Annotated in this window: 12 protein-coding genes and 5 pseudogenes; 3 read left to right on the forward strand and 14 right to left on the reverse strand. The window is 55.0% G+C overall.

The annotated features are described in order from the left end of the window. Positions 1–6: 6 nt before the first annotated feature. The 6 genes and pseudogenes from AAHB66_RS04460 to AAHB66_RS04485 all read right to left on the reverse strand — a co-directional run bounded on the left by AAHB66_RS04460 (position 7) and on the right by AAHB66_RS04485 (position 5,221). Positions 7–591, reverse strand: a complete 585-nt coding sequence (locus tag AAHB66_RS04460) for a flavodoxin (RefSeq protein WP_347115337.1) — start codon at positions 589–591, stop codon at positions 7–9. Positions 592–600: 9 nt separating this feature from the next. Beyond that, entirely contained in the window at positions 601–1,362 is a 762-nt protein-coding gene (locus AAHB66_RS04465) for a carboxymuconolactone decarboxylase family protein (RefSeq protein ID WP_347115338.1), read from the reverse strand. After that, positions 1,340–1,819 (reverse strand): cupin domain-containing protein, encoded by a 480-nt coding sequence (locus tag AAHB66_RS04470; RefSeq protein WP_347115339.1) that lies wholly within the window; start codon positions 1,817–1,819, stop codon positions 1,340–1,342. The genes AAHB66_RS04465 and AAHB66_RS04470 overlap by 23 nt, the downstream gene beginning before the upstream one ends. 44 nt (positions 1,820–1,863) lie before the next feature. Further along, a pseudogene (locus AAHB66_RS04475) lies at positions 1,864–3,343 on the reverse strand (heavy metal sensor histidine kinase). Between the two features lie 15 nt (positions 3,344–3,358). Further along, positions 3,359–4,040 (reverse strand): annotated as a pseudogene (locus AAHB66_RS04480) (heavy metal response regulator transcription factor). Positions 4,041–4,054: 14 nt separating this feature from the next. Next, a complete protein-coding gene (locus AAHB66_RS04485; RefSeq protein WP_347115340.1) occupies positions 4,055–5,221 on the reverse strand; it encodes an aldo/keto reductase in 1,167 nt (388 codons plus the stop codon). 273 nt (positions 5,222–5,494) lie between these two features. Here AAHB66_RS04485 and AAHB66_RS04490 point away from each other — a divergent pair, with 273 nt between their 5' ends. Continuing rightward, positions 5,495–6,520: an alpha/beta hydrolase gene (locus tag AAHB66_RS04490; RefSeq protein WP_347116421.1), complete on the forward strand. Its 1,026-nt coding sequence runs from the start codon at positions 5,495–5,497 to the stop codon at positions 6,518–6,520. A 259-nt stretch (positions 6,521–6,779) separates the two neighbouring features. Then, positions 6,780–7,460, forward strand: coding sequence for a nitroreductase (locus tag AAHB66_RS04495; RefSeq protein WP_347115341.1), 681 nt, complete (start codon positions 6,780–6,782; stop codon positions 7,458–7,460). A 7-nt stretch (positions 7,461–7,467) separates the two neighbouring features. On the opposite strand, the gene AAHB66_RS04500 is transcribed toward AAHB66_RS04495, so the two are convergent. From AAHB66_RS04500 to AAHB66_RS04515, 4 genes and pseudogenes are all read right to left on the reverse strand, one after another. Next, a complete protein-coding gene (locus AAHB66_RS04500) occupies positions 7,468–8,670 on the reverse strand; it encodes a multidrug effflux MFS transporter (protein WP_347115342.1) in 1,203 nt (400 codons plus the stop codon). A 137-nt stretch (positions 8,671–8,807) separates the two neighbouring features. Then, positions 8,808–9,026, reverse strand: a pseudogene (locus AAHB66_RS04505) (alpha/beta hydrolase fold domain-containing protein); the annotation flags it as partial. Positions 9,027–9,124: 98 nt separating this feature from the next. Then, a complete protein-coding gene (locus tag AAHB66_RS04510; RefSeq protein ID WP_347115343.1) occupies positions 9,125–9,601 on the reverse strand; it encodes a nuclear transport factor 2 family protein in 477 nt (158 codons plus the stop codon). 461 nt (positions 9,602–10,062) lie between these two features. Next, positions 10,063–10,629, reverse strand: a complete 567-nt coding sequence (locus tag AAHB66_RS04515; RefSeq protein ID WP_347115344.1) for a TetR family transcriptional regulator — start codon at positions 10,627–10,629, stop codon at positions 10,063–10,065. A 203-nt stretch (positions 10,630–10,832) separates the two neighbouring features. Here AAHB66_RS04515 and AAHB66_RS04520 point away from each other — a divergent pair, with 203 nt between their 5' ends. Continuing rightward, the gene (locus tag AAHB66_RS04520) at positions 10,833–11,696 is read left to right on the forward strand and encodes an alpha/beta hydrolase (protein ID WP_347116422.1); all 864 of its coding nucleotides are present in this window, start codon (positions 10,833–10,835) and stop codon (positions 11,694–11,696) included. An 81-nt stretch (positions 11,697–11,777) separates the two neighbouring features. On the opposite strand, the pseudogene AAHB66_RS04525 reads toward AAHB66_RS04520, so the two are convergent. The 4 genes and pseudogenes from AAHB66_RS04525 to AAHB66_RS04540 form a co-directional block, all read right to left on the reverse strand. Next, positions 11,778–12,342: pseudogene (locus AAHB66_RS04525) on the reverse strand (nucleotidyltransferase family protein). Then, the gene (locus tag AAHB66_RS04530; RefSeq protein ID WP_347115345.1) at positions 12,342–13,277 is read right to left on the reverse strand and encodes an XdhC family protein; all 936 of its coding nucleotides are present in this window, start codon (positions 13,275–13,277) and stop codon (positions 12,342–12,344) included. Before AAHB66_RS04530 ends, AAHB66_RS04525 begins: the two are co-directional and overlap by 1 nt. Before the next feature lie 9 nt (positions 13,278–13,286). After that, positions 13,287–15,486, reverse strand: a pseudogene (gene paoC, locus AAHB66_RS04535) (aldehyde oxidoreductase molybdenum-binding subunit PaoC). Continuing rightward, entirely contained in the window at positions 15,483–16,439 is a 957-nt protein-coding gene (locus tag AAHB66_RS04540) for a xanthine dehydrogenase family protein subunit M (protein ID WP_347116423.1), read from the reverse strand. The pseudogene paoC and the gene AAHB66_RS04540 overlap by 4 nt, the downstream one beginning before the upstream one ends. Between the last annotated feature and the right edge of the window lie 2 nt (positions 16,440–16,441).

Below are 16,441 nucleotides of genomic sequence, written 5' to 3' on the forward strand. Positions count from 1 at the left end.
AATAAATCAGCTGCGTATCGTCTCTAACCAGCTGGTGACCGTTTCAGTGGTTCTTCGCTCCTGGTCGCATTCAATGACCAGCGGTTTTTCCCGACGTGCAGTCGGGGCAAGACGGGTAAGGATGTTGTCGCTGTCTCCTTTGCCGTAGCCACCGTGAGTAATGAAGGGGATGATTAACTTGCCCGCAAGGTTGTGGTCGCTGAGAAATGTTTGCACTACAGGCGGCACGCTGGTCCCCCAGATCGGAAAGCCTAAATACAGGGTCTCGTAACGTGAGATATCTGCAACGCTATTTTTTAATGCCGGTTTTACGCCTCGCTCACGCTCATTTTTCGCCTGTTCAACGGTCTGAAAATAGTCTTCTGGATAAGGCGTAGCCGGTTCGATTTCAAACAGATCGGTATTCAGGCTGCGGTGAATGACGCCCGCAATGACTCGTGTATTTCCGCTCCGGGAAAAGTACACCACCAGAACACGGCTTTTACCCTGTACGTTTGCGGTTCCGGTCGCAGCTGAGGCAAAAGAAACGTTCGCCAGCGTGAGCCCGGCAAGTGCGGTGATTAACATTCTGCGGTTGGGATCATGCTCCATAATCCACTCCTAATTGTTTGCGAGCGCCTGCTGCAGCGCCTTTTCAGCTCGCGTTGCTGCATCACTTTCGCCATGTTCACGCAGAACCTGTGCCAGCTGGCGCAGCTGCGCTGCCGTCAGGCCGACCCGCATGCTGGCTCGCGTATGGGATAACAGCTGGGCTTCAACGCCTGGGGTGGCGGCTAATGCGCCAACCGTTGCCAGTTCGCGGCTTTGCCAGTCGAGGTTATCGCGGGCGAAAATGTCGCCGAAAAGGTGCGTTTGCAGGAACTGGTTAATGACCGGGGCAAAATCAAACAGCGGACCCTGGACGGGAGTACCTGAGATTTTAGTCTGGTTTGCGGTACCGACACGGCGAAGCTCATCCCCAACAGGGATCGGGGCAACGGGTTCTTTACCCTCAACGTCTTTGATACCACGTTGTTTACGTGCTTCGACGACCTTCATCAGTTCACTAAGCGCATTCAGGCTACGGGGGAAGCCCGTATAGGCATAAAGCTGGACGAGAATCTCTTTGGTTTCGTTTATTGTGAGCCCGGCGTCAAGACCCTGATTCAGGGCTGCATTCAGCTTATCCATCTGACTGCTGGCCGTCGATGCCGCTATCAACGGGATAGCCTGTTGGCTGGCTGACAGCGTATCTGAAACCGTTTTTTCGTGGTTCATTTCTGAGGCTCCTTTATTGACGGGCGCAGCATGTGCCGCGAGACCAAAACCAAAGGTCAGCAGTACCGATGCCGCTAATGCTTTAATGGGCGTGGTATTGTTCATCTGTCACTTTCTCCATCCAGTTAACGCTTTTGCCATCCACAATCCCGGTTATCGCCAGATGCGTCATCGCGCTGCCGGGTGCCGCCCCGTGCCAGTGTTTGACGCCCGCCGGGCAAGAGACAACGTCACCGGCGCGGATAACCTGCACCGGCTGGCCTTCTTGTTGGGTGAGCCCAACACCCGAGGTCACAATCAGCCGCTGACCTGCCGGATGCGTATGCCAGGCGGAACGAGCGCCGGGTTCAAACGTGACATAAGCCCCGGAAACAGGGATGTCGTTATCCGGTTTGAAGAGAGGATCAACCCTGACACGACCGGTAAAGTTCTCGGCTGGCCCGAACACCGCGTTCTGACTTCCTGCAGGGGCGATATGGTCAGCGGGATTTTGCTCCGCTGCCCAGGATGAAAATGTGAAGAAGGGCAGTAACAGCCCGAGGTAACGTAAATGTCCGATCATGCAAAGCGTCCTTATCAATGAAGAGGGGATTGCCTGCGATGATTTTATCGGGAGGGTAATGACGTCAGGCTGACGCCCCCCCTGACAATTCTGTCAGTTAACCCGGGTCCCGGCTCAGCGCCGGATTGTGCATTGCCCGCCGCTTTATCCGCTTGTATCGCAAAGGTGAGGCCAAATGTATTGATGCCACCTTCACTACGGGCAAAGATATCTCCCCGGTGCATAATGGCGACGGCACGCACGATCGACAGGCCCAGTCCATGATGGGTATCACTCCTGGCTCGGGAGGTATCAACGCGATAGAACCGCTCGAAAAGCCGGTGTAAGTGCTCTGGTGCTATCGGATCGCCCGGGTTTGAAACTTCAACACAGGCTTGATGACCGGTTTCGCTTAACCGCACCGTAACCGTGCTGTTGGATGGCGAGTGTCTTGCGCTATTTTCCAGTAAATTAGCCAGTGAGCGGTGGAACAGTCGTCGGTCGATGTGCGCGGTGACGTCGCCCTGAACATCCAGAGAGAGCTGTTTTTCAGCAAAAGAGGGTTCCACATACTCCGCTGTTTTCAGGGTTTCTTCCCGCAGGGACATCTGGGTAAGCTGGGACGCATGTTCACCCGCATGGGCATGGGACAGGAACAGCATGTCGTTAACGATAGACGTCATGCGTTCAAGTTCTTCCAGATTAGAACCCAATAACTCTTCCAGTTCATCCTGCGAGCGTCGGCGCGAAAGCCCCAGTTGCGTCTGACCGATCAGGTTAGTCAGCGGAGTCCGGAGTTCATGCGCAACATCGGCATTAAAGCTTTCGAGCTGCCGCCAGGCGACCTCCTGCCGTTCCAGCACGCCATTAAAAGATGATGCTAACTGCTGTAATTCGTCAGGTAATGCTTCGGTATTCAGGCGCTGACCATGGTCCCCGGGAGCGAGTTGCCGGGCCTGTTTACTGAGCGCCCCAACGGGACGAAGACCGATCCTTGAAACGACGTATCCCAGTAAGGCGACAATCACGACGCCCAGTGCGGTAATGATCAGCAATGTACGCGTGAACGCATTGAGTGTGCCCATGTACGGCGTGGAGTCGATGGCAACCACATAGCGCAGCTCAGGCCGCTCACCGTTGGCGGGGATCGTTTTCACTAACAGAAACAGCGAGCAGGCACCTTCTGATGCGCCGGGCACTTTATTAAAGCCTTCCTGCAAAGAAGACCACTGAACACCCACCGGTGGTGTTCCCCCCCATGCTAAAGCGTGGGTTATCGCTCACTATCCAGTAGCGAACGCGTTCACCTTCAGAATTGGTTAACACGGTGAATTTATTGGCCAGCGTCGACCAGCCGTCAGCAGAGGTTCGTGCGGTGATCCACGGACTCATTAATGATTCGCGGAACAACAGCTCGTTGTGCATCTGCTTTTGCAAAGAGTCATGCAGGGAGCTTCTGAGCAGGATGCCGATAACGGACACAATCAGCAGCGCGGATAAGGCAAACATCAGCGCCAGGTGAACGGAGATGGAACGCTTAGGCATGCTTATCCCCTTCATTTATTCGGACCGGACTTCGAGGACATACCCCATGCCACGAACCGTATGTAACAGCTTGATATCGAACGGGGCATCCACTTTGGCTCGAAGTCGTTTAATGGCCACTTCAACCACGTTGGCATCGCTGTCGAAATTCATGTCCCATATCTGCTCCGCAATCATCATTTTTGACAAAATCTCCCCCCTGATGCCGGGCCAGAAGGCTCAGCAGGGAAAACTCTTTCGCGGTCAGCTCCAGTCTTGTTCCGGCGCGAAATACGCGACGAGCCAGCAGGTCGAGATGCAGATCGTGAATTTGCAGCTGGGTGATGTCTGCGCCATCCGTAGAGCGGCGGCGCACCAGGGCCTGAATACGCGCCACCAGCTCAATAAGCGAAAAGGGCTTGGGCAGATAATCATCCGCGCCAAGGCGAAGCCCTTTAACGCGCTCGTCGACCGATCCCCGTGCCGAGAGCATCAGCACCGGCGTCTGTTTGACTGCCCGCACGCCCTCGAGAACCCGATAGCCATCCATCCCTGGCAGCATCACATCCAGTATTATCGCGTCGTAGTCGAACTCCAGCGCGTAATGAAGACCTTCCGCGCCATCTGCAGAGACATCTACCGTAAACCCGGACTCACCCAGCGCACGGGAGAGATAGGTTGACGTTTTTTCTTCATCTTCGACTAACAACAGGCGCATAACGGGACTTCCTCTTAACTTTTCATTGGTGCTTCAACATCGGAATAAACCTGCACGGCATCCGGCAGACGTTGCCCCTGGATAGTGATCGCATCCAGTGAACGGGTGAGCTCGGTCATCTCAGCGGAAGTCAGCAACACGGTGGTAGCCGCTGTGTTTTGCAGCATATGGTCTTTATTGGTGGTGCCAGGGATGGGAACAATCCAGGCTTTACGGGCCAGGAGCCATGCCAGTGCAATCTGCCCCGGCGCGGCATTTTTTCGTATTGCCCAGGACTTCAGTAGCTCAACCAGCTGTAAGTTGTGTGGAAGGTTATCAGGCGAGAAGCGTGTTTCTGTCGCGCGGAAATCACCTGCAGCGAACCGGGTATTCTCATCAATCCAGCCTGTTAAAAACTGCACGCCGAGTGGACTCCATGGCACGAACCCAATGCCCAGCTCTTCACACACCGGAAGCGCCTGTTTTTCAGGGCCGCGCCAGAGCATGGAGTATTCACTTTGCACGGCGGTAACGGGCAATGCGGCATGGGCGCGTCTCAACGTGTTGATGCCCATTTCAGACAGACCCCAGTGCAGGACTTTCCCTTGACCCATTAAATCCTTAACCACACCGGCGACATCTTCGATCGGGATCTGAGGATCAACCCGGTGCTGATACAGTAAATCGATACGATCGGTACGCAGGCGTTTGAGCATATTGTCGACGACCTGTCGGATATGCTCAGGTCTGCTGTTAAGGCCCGGCAGACGCTTACCCGTCTGTTGGTCAATGTTCCAGCCAAACTTGGTGGCGATAACGATTTTGTCCCTGAACGGGGCGACGCCTTCCCCGAGAATTTTTTCGACTTCAAACGGGCCGTAGGCTTCAGCAGCGTCGAAGAACGTTACCCCTTCATCAAATGCCCGGTGGATAACATTGATCATCTCGGGACGCCAGGGAACGGAGGTGTCGTATTTGCGACTCATGTTCTGCACGCCCAGACCGACGGCAGAAACTTCCAGCTTCCCGAGTTTACGCTTGCCCGGAGCAGCATTGCGTTGGCTGGATTGTCTGGATGAATCGACCTGAGAGGATTGGCTCGCCGCTGATACGTGCGGAATCAGCGAGGCGGCGGCAATACCGGCCCCGGCGACTAATAGCTTGCGCCGCTCTGGCATTGTTGGGGCATTCTGGCTTTTCATTGATCGCTCCGTTTCTCAGAAAATTGAACATGAATCTCATTTAAGCGAGACCATTCTGCCTTTGGATTGCCAACATAAAGCTGACGGCTACCTGACAGCGTTGTCAGAAACACCTGCCTATCCAGTCTGTTTCCTGACAAAAATGTTATTTCCCTGTCACGATGCTGACAGCCCTCTCCGCCTAATCTGAGCCTGCAAATTTGATTCCGCGAGCCTGAATAACCAGGCCGACATTCATCGGGAGAGGCCATGAAATTCACGCTTATCAGTGCAATGCTACTCACGGCAATGGCTGGAGTGACCTCAGTCAATGCGGCTGATTACAAAAAAAATCCATTCACTCTCGTCTATAACGGAGCCATCACCGAGAACGTCAAAGGTAAGGTCAACATTCACCCAGTGAAATACGATCTGCATGGCATCCAGATTGCGGCGAATGTCTATACCCCTGCTAACTACGATCCCGCAAAAAAATATCCTGCCGTGGTGGTTGCACATCCTAATGGCGGCGTAAAAGAACAGGTCGCCGGGTTGTATGCCCAGCGTCTCGCCGAGCAGGGCTACATCACTATTACCGCCGACGCGGCTTATCAGGGTGCCAGCGGTGGGATGCCTCGCAGCGTGGATAAACCCGCTAATCGCATTGAGGATATCCACGGCATGGCTGACTACATCAGTCAGTATCCTGGTGTAGATACCGCCCGCCTTGGTCTGCTGGGTATTTGCGGAGGCGGCGGGTATTCACTTGTTGCGGCTGAAACTGACAAGCGGTTCAAATCGATAGCAACCATCAGCATGTTTAATTCAGGCCTTGTGCGCCGCAATGGTATGCAGGATTCACAGCTGGATACTATCCAGCAGCGTCTTCAGCAGGCTTCTGAGGCACGTGCTCAGGAAGCCGCCGGAGGAGAAGTGCTTTACTCCGGCGATGCCAACCTGACTGTTGAACAGATTGCTAAATTACCCTTTGCCTTATATCGCCAGGGCTACGAGTACTACTGGAAAACCCACGCGCATCCGAACTCCACGTTTAAATACACCACCAGCAGTCTGCTGGATTTGATGAGCTTTGACGTAACGGACCATATCAATCTCATCAATAAACCGCTGCTGATGATTGCCGGTACAAAAGCGGATACGCTCTATATGACTGAAGATGCGTTCGCGAAAGCCACAGGTACGAAGGACAAAGAACTCTTCCTGATCGAGGGCGCTACCCATATCGAGACGTATTGGGTGCCAAAATACGTTGACCAGGCAATGCAAAAGTTAGACGTCTTCTTCGATAAAAATATTTAGTTAGCCTCCGATGACGCCCCAGCCGTGTAGGCTGGGGTATGTCCATCAGCTGTAGCCATTTTCCGCTTGCGTGTTCACGCGATAGACCCAGATTAACGAAGTTGCGGTTAAAGATAATTACGCTGCTTAAATAGACGCTATGAATGGAATTCATAGACCTAATCTGGAACCGGGAATGAAAACGATGAGCCTGATGTGACAGGATTGTTCGGGAGAGAGTGAATCATTCACTTCAAATTACTTTCAGGCGGAGAAGCAAATGAGTACGCAAGAGCCAACATTTAGTGAGGTAGTAAAAAACAGATACTCGGCTAGAGCCTTTCTTCCATCTCCCATCCCCAGCGATATCCTCAAAGACATTTTGCTCGAAGCGCAATGCGCACCATCCAACTGCAATACTCAGCCCTGGTCCCTGCATATCGCTGCAGGAGATAAACTTCGTGAACTAAGCCATGCGCTGACGGAAGCTCTGAGAGCTGGGAACTACAGTCTTGATTTTACCTTTGATAAAGAAGCTTATCCCGAGCCATTCAGGCAACGGGCTTCGGAGCAGGGGCGCTCGTACTATCAGGCACTGGGCGTTGCGCGGGGGGATAACTTAAGTCGCTCAGAAGTGGTCGAGCGTAATGTGAGATTTTTCGGCGCGCCTCATGTTGCCCTGCTGTTCATTCCTGCTGTAGGGGACAACGTTCGCGTAGCCTCGGACGCCGGTATGTATGCGCAGACATTCCTGCTTTCCTTGGCTGCCCGCGGTTACGCAGGTGTTCCACAGGCAGTGCTGAGTTATTTTGCCCAAACGGTGCGTAGACTATTGAATGTTCCTGAAGGTTTCAGGCTGCTTTACGGTATTTCATTTGGGAGCCCAGATAAAACGCATCCCTCCCTGAGTTACAGGGAAGGACGGGTATCTCTGGACGAAAGTGTCGTCTGGCATCAATAACGACGTTTTATTTTTTTATCTGAACGGTCAGTGCCATCAGGGCGCTGGCTGCTGTAAACAACGCAATTATCCAGCCCATCGTCCATGGTGTGCCATCACTGAACAGGGCAAGAAGAAGTGAAGAGATGATGCCACTGCCGTATTGTAACGCGCCCATTAGCGCCGACGCGGAGCCTGCAACATTAGGCACTGCGTCAAGTGCGCAAGCTGTGGACGTAGCAGCGATGATGCCATTCATGGAGAAGAATACGAACACAGCGCCGACAATCACGGTAATTCCACCGACACCCAGGCCGGTCGTGACCGCCAGCACGATTGCCGCAATAGCGGCGATGAATACGGCATTCCTGAGCAACGCTTCCAGTGGATAGCGGTGAACCAGGCGTCTGTTGACCATGCTCACCGCCATCAGTCCAACAATGTTTACTGCAAACAGCCAACCGTAATGCTGCGGGTCAACGCCGAAGTACGTGATGTAAACAAACGGAGAACCGGTGATAAAGGCGTAGGCTGCAACATAGTAGAAGGTCAGGCACAAAGTAAACCGCATGTATCTGGCGTTGGTGAGCAAGGCATAATAGTTGTGAAATGCTCTGGTTACGGAGGCTTGCGAGCGTTTTTCAGCAGGTAATGTCTCCGGCAACCAGAATAAAGAAATCAGCATTAATGTTCCGATAATCGCCAGCAGCCAGAAAATGGCATGCCATGAGGTGACTTTAATCATCTGCCCGCCGATCAGGGGCCCGGCAATCGGCGCGATGGCCATGATTATCATCAGTGTCGAAAGCATTTGTGCTGCACGAGTGCGGCTAAACAGGTCACGGATCATTGCTCGTGCCAGCATCGGCCCGGTACAGGCACCTAACGCCTGAAAAACACGCCAGAAGACTATTTGCACGATATCTGTTGATAACGCGCAGCCCACCGAGCCGACGATGAATAGACCTAAACCGATAAACAGCGGCAGTCGACGACCATAACGATCGCTAATCGGTCCCCAAATCAGTTGTGCAATGCAAAAACCGATAAGGAACCCTGTGATTGTCAGCTCTGCGTCACCCTGCAAATCTTTGGCCATGACAGGCATAGCTGGAAGATAGATGTCGGTTGATAAAGAGGTCACAGCCATCAGGGCGCTGAGAATGAGTAGAAACGAGAGACCTGTTTTGTTAGCTGTAGTCGACTGTGTTTGTGCCTGTTGATTAAGCATGGTGATCCGTTGGACATAAAGAGATAGGGGGGTATGTTAACGGGTTTGTGCTCGCTGATAATCACAGGGGGAAGGATAGAGACTATGAATGGTATTCATTAATACTGAGTATCAGTAGATTCATGAAACGCTGAACCTTAAAGAACACTCTTGGGAGAGACTAATTTAGCAGTCCGCACAGCGGGAACGTCACTCAGAGCGTTCAGCAGACCATAATCATGGATTAATCCTTAGTAACGAATAACCGTCACGTCTACACTGGCGGCATTAAGTTTTCGACCAAAAGCCTCACCCTCATCGCGCAGCACATCGAGTTCAGCGGTCTGAATCAGCGTGGGTGGCAGCCCCTGCAACTGCCCTGGGCATTATTTAAATTTGAAAATCTTATCTGTAGAGGAATAAAAAACACGCCCGACCAGGACAGTAGCCGGGCTTTACGGATTAAACCGGAAGGTTACAGGCCCAGCTCTGATAACCCTGGATAATCGTCCGGACGACGCCCCAGCGGCCAGTGGTACTTGCGCTCGCTTTCCTTGATGCGCATATCATTGATGCACGCGAAACGACGTTGCATCAGACCATCTTCGCCGAATTCCCAGTTCTCGTTGCCGTAAGAACGGAACCAGTTACCTGAATCATCGCGCCACTCGTAGGCATATCGGACCGCAATGCGGTTGCCGCCAAAGGCCCATAATTCTTTAATAAGACGGTACTCAAGTTCCTTTTTCCATTTGCGCTCAAGGAATCCTTTGGCTTCTTCGCGATTATTGGCAAATTCTGCGCGGTTACGCCATTTGGTATCCAGAGAATAGGCCAGCGAGACCTTTTCAGCATCGCGGCTGTTCCAGCCATCTTCAGCAAGCCTTACTTTTTCAATCGCTGATTCAAGGGTAAACGGCGGAAGCGGTGGACGAATTTGTGCATCAGACATGGTAAAGACTCCTGTAAATTTGGGTAGATCGGTATGATCCTGCTTTATGAAACTCAGACATAAATTCCTCCACTGTTATTTGATGGTTCAGCATTGTCTATTAGCACTGGCATTCATTTTCAGAGGGGGCGTGGTGTCTATGAATTGATGGTAGAACGATCGTTCTACCTCGTCAATATAGTTTTTATGAAAATAGTTAAAAAACAAAAAACATCTCGATAAAGTTTTTAAGATGCTGATTAATAAGGTTTTGGTGAGATACAGAATAGCGGTAGAGGTAAGAGGGAGGAAAAAATGAATACGATATCTATCGTTAAGTGTGGATTAACGCTAATAAAAACAGATGCAGGGTATTAATATTTCAGAGTGCAGTGTGGAATTAAATTAATCACATATGTGTCAAAGCCTCCAGTAATACTGGATATTCAGTGAGTATTTTATCTCTGGAATTCAGGTCTCTGTTATGAGACCTGTTTCAGTAATAGCTGAGCAATATTTTTGGCATCATCTGCGGCGCTGTAATCGCCCATAACACGTGACATGGTGATGGCACCTTCAATCAATAACAGCAACTGCCTTGCCAGGGATGAGGCGTGCTCAATATTCAACTGTCCGGTAAGTTCAAGCGCGTAATCCAGTATTTTCTGTTTATGCAGTCTGGCAATCTGGCGAACGGGATCGGCACTATCACCCACTTCCCCCGCAGTATTAATAAATGCGCACCCGCGGTAGCCTTCTGACTCAAACCATTCTTTGAGCACGGTGAACATATTCAGGATGCGTTCCTGCGGCGTATCCGCTTTGTCGCACTCAGCCCTGAACCATTCCATCCAGCGAACATCTCGTGCGTTCAGCGCTGCTGCCGCCACTTCGTCTTTGTTGGCGAAATAGCGATAAATACTTTTGCGCGCCACACCTGAAGTCTTTACAAGCAGATCCATACCGGTGGCATGAATACCGTTCTGGTAAATGAGCTGTTCAGCGGTCGCGAGAATTTTTTCTCGGGTATCAGTCGTGTTTTTGTTCATGGATTAATGGTAGAACGATCGTTCTCCTCGGTCAAGTGCGCGTCAACACTCTTTTTGACCAGATGGGTTAAGGAGAGGGGGACGGCCAGCCTGAACGCGTCATCAGACAAACACCAGGCGACCAGAATCGCTATGAACCCTTTCTGTTTCGGTAGGCCGCCACTTCCACAACAGATAACGCATCTGCCTCGTCAGCTACGCAGATCCATTACCGCTATCAACAGTCAGGCGATGTTAACGTTTTCTACCGGGAAGCAGGCGATCCGGCAGCACCTGTATTGCTGATGCTTCACGGCTTCGCGGGCTCATCATTTATGTTTCGTGACCTTATTGCCCAGCTGGCCGATCGGTATCATCTCATCGCGCCAGATTTACCGGCCTTTGGTTTTACCGAGGCGCCAGCACGAGGTGAATATGCGTATACCTTTGACCAGCTTGCTAAGACCATTGGGCAGTTTGTCGAAGCGCTCAATCTCGATAGCTATGCTCTGATGGTCCACGACTACGGGGCACCAGTCGGATGGCGTCTGGCGTTAGCCCATCCGCAGCGCGTGACAGCCCTTATTTCCCAGAATGGCAATGCCTACGAAGAGGGCCTGGGAGAGGCCTGGGCACCTATCCAGAAATACTGGCGCGAACCCACTTCTGAAAACCGACGTTCGCTGAGTGAATTCCCGACGCCAGCTTCAATCAAATGGCAGTATCTGGAAGGCGTTGCCGATCAGAGTCTGGTTTCACCTGATGGTTATACGCTTGAAGGGATACAGGTATTACGGCCGGGTAATGCGGAGATACAGCTGGATCTGTTACTGGATTATGCTTCTAACGTGAAGATGTACCCCCTGTTTCAGCACTATTTCCGCCAGTATCAGCCTCCGTTATTAGCCGTATGGGGAAAAAACGATCCGTTTTTCATGGCGGCGGGAGCAGAAGCCTGGAAACGTGATCTGCCTGAAGCTGAAATACGCTTTTATGACACCGGCCACTTCGCACTTGAAACGCATGCTCAAGAGATAGGTATCGACGTGCGTGATTTTCTTGACCGGCATGTCCGCCAGTCAAATTAACGGGCTTTCCGTTGATGTATTAAAGGCCATTCAGATTGAAATTAAATTCTACTACCCTGGATAAGGGTAGTTAAAACAGTCTCAGTCAGGAACGTCGGAGGTTACGTACCGTATTTCCTGCGCTGTCCGTAAATCTGCCAGCGTATCGATATCAAACGTAACCCCATAATCCGCCAGCGAAAGGTCCAGAACATTCCCCTGACTGCGCGCAAGCATGACTATCTCCCTTGCGCCCCTGTCTCCACTTAACCCCAGCAAAGCCTCGCCATATTCCCGCCGGAACCCCACCGGGTGCCCTGCCTGTTGCTGATAGTAAGGCACCACAACCCCTTTCTCCCCAAGCCCTTCAGCGACCCTCAGCAAAGAGGCTGGCTGGATCAGCGGCAGATCCGCAGGCAAAATCAACCACCCGGACGCCTCAGAAGTGGCCAGGACCCCCAGCGAAATCGACTCCCCCCATACCCCGCGTGCCGCCCTCGGGCCTCACGAGATGCCACGGAAGTGCCGCAGCCTCCACCGCCTGAATCACGTGCGCCAGCACGGTTTGCCCGCCCAGCAGCGCCTCCAGCTTATGGGTTTTGCCCCCCGAGGCGAGAAAGCGTTCGCCGCGTCCGGCGGCGAGAATTATCACAACCGGCGAGGACATTAATTTTCGTCCTGACGCAGGCGCGCAGCAGCCACGTCTGCCAGAACGGACAGGGCGAGGGTGCGGGCATCCCGGGCTTTCGGGAAGATGCCGATCGGGGCCTTGATGCGGTCGATCTCTTCCTCCCGCCAGCCCAGCTCGCTGAGCTTTTGCCGCCGCTGCATGTGGGTTCGCTGGCTGCCCAGCGCGCCGATGTAAAACGGTTTCGCATCGCGTGCCGCCTGCAGGACGGGCAGCTCCCGGTGAAGATCGTGCCACAGCAGGATCACCGCCGTGTCAGCATCAATTTGCGAAGCAGGGGTACCGGAGCAGGGGTCGAAGTGGCAGATGTCATACCCGGCGGCTGCCGCAAGTTCCGCCGTCGCCTGCGCTTCGATAGAACCTCCGTGGATCAGCACCCGCACGCAGGGGTGGAAACCAATCTCGATACTCTGGTTATGCCAGCCGGTGAGGGTTGGCGCAGGCAGGAAGGTGAGCGTCTGCGTCTTTGGCGTGTAGCGCAACCCGGCAGGCTGGCGCTGCTCAAGGCGGTTCAGCACCGCCAACAGCGGCTGCACCGAACGCAGCTTATGAATCGACAGCGTGATCCCACCCCCGCAGGGCAGGACAATGTCGAACCAGGGCGAGCCCTGACCGTAACGCACCTCGCGATCCTCTCCTGTCGCGATGACGTCCAGCGCCTCAAAGGCCGCCGCCGCTTCGACGCAGCCCCCGGAGACGAAGCCACAGTACTGGCCATCCTCACGCACCACCATCTGCGCCCCCAGGGATCGCGCCGCGCCGCCGCGTATCTCCGTCAGCATCACCAGCGCCGCCTGCTGGCCGGACATCAGGGTCTCTATCGCGAAGCGCAATATCTCCCGGCTGTCGTCGGTCAGAAACGCCCGTTCCGGCGTCCGGCGCAGATCGTCTGCCAGATTAAAAAGTTGGGGCATCGCTCCTCCTTAAACCACGTCCGGCAGGTCGCCGATCAGCTTATCCAGGGTGATGGGATAGTCCCGCACTCGCACCCCCCGTCGCGTTATAGACCGCATTGGCAATGGCCGCGCCGACGCCGCACAAGCCCAGCTCGCCGACGCCTTTGGCTTTCATCGGAGAGGAGATCGGGTCGGTGTCATCGAGGAAAATCACCTTCTGCTCGGGAATATCGGCGTGGACCGGGACTTCATACCCGGCCATATCGTGATTGACGAAATAGCCCAGACGGGTATCCACCGCCAGCTCTTCCATCAATGCCGCGCCCAGACCCATAGTCATCGCGCCAATCACCTGGCTGCGGGCGGTTTTCGGGTTGAGGATGCGTCCGGCCGCGCATACCGCGAGCATCCGGCGCACCCGCACCTCTCCGGTCACGCTATCCACGCCCACCTCGATAAAATGTCCGGCAAAGGTCGACTGCTGATACTGCTTATCGAGATCGCCGAACTCGATATCGTCTTCGGCGGTCAGCGTGCCGTTGGCGGCGGCTTCGGCAATGTCCGCGCTGCGGGTGTCATTAGCGATCTTGCCGTCGCTAAACTGCGCCTGGTCAGGATCGAATCCCAGCTTCGTGGCAATGGTTTCGCGTAGCTTCACGCAGGCGGCGTAGACCCCCGAGGTGGAGGTGTTCGCGCCCCACTGGCCACCAGAACCGGCGGAGACCGGGAAGCTGGAATCACCGAGGTGAACCGTCACTTTTTCCAGCGGCACGCCCAGCATCTCCGCCGCCGTCTGGGCAATGATGGTGTAGCTCCCGGTGCCGATGTCGGTCATGTCGGTTTCGACCGTCACGTTTCCGGCCGCGTCGAGATGCACCCGGGCGGCGGATTTTTCTAACAGGTTATTGCGAAAACCGGCCGCCATGCCGATGCCCACCAGCCAGCGACCGTCGCGAACCTGTCCGGGCGTGGCGTTGCGCTGTTTCCAGCCGAACTCCTCGGCCCCGGTACGCAGGCACTCGATAAGCTGACGGCGTGAAAAAGGCCGGCTGGGATCGGCCGGATCGACCTGGGTATCATTGAGGATGCGAAATTCAACCGGATCGACGCCCGCTTTTTCCGCCATCTCGTCGATAGCGATCTCCAGCGCCATCAGACCCGGCGCTTCGCCGGGCGCGCGCATGGCGTTGCCTTCGGGCAGATCCAGTTTTGCCAGCCGCAGGCCGGTATGACGATTTGCGCCCGCGTAGAGCAGCTCCGTCTGCTGAACCGCCGTCTCCGGCGTACCGCCGGGGAGGTTGCCGGACCAGCTGTCGTGCGCAATGGCGGTGATTTTCCCAGCGCTGTCAGTCCCGATGCGGATATGTTGAAGGGTGGCCGGGCGGTGGGTGGTGTTATTGGGGATCGTCGGACGCGACAGCATCACCTTAACCGGGCGCTTGATAGCGCGAGCGGCCAGTGCGGCCAGCAGGGCATCGCTTCGCAGGAACAGCTTGCCGCCAAAACCGCCGCCGATATACGGGGAGATAACGCGCACATTCTCCTGCGGGATCTTCAGGGTCTCCGCCAGGTCGGTACGGCACCAGGCCACCATCTGGTTGGAAGTCCAGAGGGTCACCTTGTCGCCCTCCCAGGCGGCCATCGAGGCATGCGGCTCCATCGCCATATGGCTCTGGTCGGGGGTGGTGTAGGTGGCATCCAGCTTCACCGCGGCGGCGGAAAAGGCGGATTCGAAATCACCGGTGTTTTTATCCGGCGTATCCTCGGGCGGCTGGTTGACGGATGGTTTTTCATCCTCCAGCGAGTACGATCCCTTTTCACGCCGGTAGCTCACCTGCACCAGCGACGCTGCCGCCCGGGCCTGCTCAAAGGTCTCTGCCACCACCAGCGCCACGGCCTGATGGTAGTGTTCTATCTTCGGGCCGCCCAGCAGCGTGGCGGTGTTTCTTTCGCCTTTGCCGAGTTCGCCCGCGTTACCGGCGGCGATCACCGTTAACACGCCCGGTGCGTTTTTCGCGGCCAGCGTGTCGATGGTGATGATCTCACCTTTAGCGATCGCCGATCCGACAACATAGCCATAGGCCGCGTTGGGCGCAGTGTCATGCCACTCGTAGGCGTAGTGCGCCATGCCGGTGGTTTTTAAGGGGCCGTCGATACGATCCCGGGGCTGACCGACCACCGTTAAGCGATCGATCGGGTTTTCGCCTGCTGGTTTATCGAATTTCATACCACAGCCCTCGCTTCTGTCAGCACGGAGGCAAGCGTTCGCTTCGCCAGGGTTAATTTGAACGCGTTTTCAGGCGTCGGATGAGCGTCGGCAAACAACGCGTCATAGACGGCCTGTGCGCCCTGGGGGATCTGCGCATCGGCCTGCTCAACCCGCCAGGGTTTATGGGCTACGCCGCCCAGCGCCACGCGTCCGCTGCCGTCGGGCTGAACAATGGCCGCGACCGATACCAGCGCAAAGGCGTAGGAGGCGCGATCGCGGATTTTACGGTAGATATGCTGCCCACCCACCGGCGGCGGCAGGGTGACGGCGGTGATCAGCTCCCCTGGCGTCAGGACGGTTTCGATATGGGGCGTCTTTCCCGGGGCGCGATAAAAGTCGGCCAGCGGGATGTTGCGTGCCTTGCCATCGGCGGAAATGGTTTCCACCACCGCATCCAGCAGCCGCATGGCGACAGGCATATCGCCCGGATGCGTGGCAATACAGGCCTCGCTGCCGCCCACGACGGCGTGCTGACGGCTAAAACCTTCAAGCGCCGCGCAGCCGCTGCCGGGAAGGCGTTTATTGCAGGGCTGGTTGGTGTCATAGAAATAGGGGCAGCGGGTGCGCTGCAGCAGATTACCGGCCGTAGTGGCCTGGTTGCGCAGCTGACCAGAGGCCCCGGCAAGCAGCGCCCGGGAAAGCACGGCATAGTCACGGCGCACGCGTTCATCGGCGGCCAGATCGGTATTACGCACCAGCGCGCCAATGCGCAGGCCGCCCTCGTCGGTGGCGACAATCTCGTCCAGACCAAGCCCGTTGACGTCGATCAGATGGGTGGGCGTCTCAATCTCCAGCTTCATCAGATCGAGCAGATTGGTGCCACCGGCGATAAATTTTGCGCCGCTTTTATCCCTGGCGCTGACAGCCGCCTCGGCCGGGGTTTTTACCCGTTCGTAAGTAAAGGCTTTCATGA

It is taken from the genome of Leclercia sp. S52 (assembly GCF_039727615.1).
GTDB classification, from domain to species: domain Bacteria; phylum Pseudomonadota; class Gammaproteobacteria; order Enterobacterales; family Enterobacteriaceae; genus Enterobacter; species Enterobacter adecarboxylatus_B.

Excerpts from the sequence above, each read along its gene's own strand:
- AAHB66_RS04460 (WP_347115337.1), bottom strand. The coding sequence starts at position 591 with ATGGAGCATGATCCCAACCGCAGAATGTTAATCACCGCACTTGCCGGG.
- AAHB66_RS04465 (WP_347115338.1), bottom strand. The coding sequence starts at position 1,362 with ATGAACAATACCACGCCCATTAAAGCATTAGCGGCATCGGTACTGCTG.
- AAHB66_RS04470 (WP_347115339.1), bottom strand. The coding sequence starts at position 1,819 with ATGATCGGACATTTACGTTACCTCGGGCTGTTACTGCCCTTCTTCACA.
- AAHB66_RS04485 (WP_347115340.1), bottom strand. The coding sequence starts at position 5,221 with ATGAAAAGCCAGAATGCCCCAACAATGCCAGAGCGGCGCAAGCTATTA.
- AAHB66_RS04490 (WP_347116421.1), top strand. The coding sequence starts at position 5,495 with ATGCTACTCACGGCAATGGCTGGAGTGACCTCAGTCAATGCGGCTGAT.
- AAHB66_RS04495 (WP_347115341.1), top strand. The coding sequence starts at position 6,780 with ATGAGTACGCAAGAGCCAACATTTAGTGAGGTAGTAAAAAACAGATAC.
- AAHB66_RS04500 (WP_347115342.1), bottom strand. The coding sequence starts at position 8,670 with ATGCTTAATCAACAGGCACAAACACAGTCGACTACAGCTAACAAAACA.
- AAHB66_RS04510 (WP_347115343.1), bottom strand. The coding sequence starts at position 9,601 with ATGTCTGATGCACAAATTCGTCCACCGCTTCCGCCGTTTACCCTTGAA.
- AAHB66_RS04515 (WP_347115344.1), bottom strand. The coding sequence starts at position 10,629 with ATGAACAAAAACACGACTGATACCCGAGAAAAAATTCTCGCGACCGCT.
- AAHB66_RS04530 (WP_347115345.1), bottom strand. The coding sequence starts at position 13,277 with ATGCCCCAACTTTTTAATCTGGCAGACGATCTGCGCCGGACGCCGGAA.
- AAHB66_RS04540 (WP_347116423.1), bottom strand. The coding sequence starts at position 16,439 with ATGAAAGCCTTTACTTACGAACGGGTAAAAACCCCGGCCGAGGCGGCT.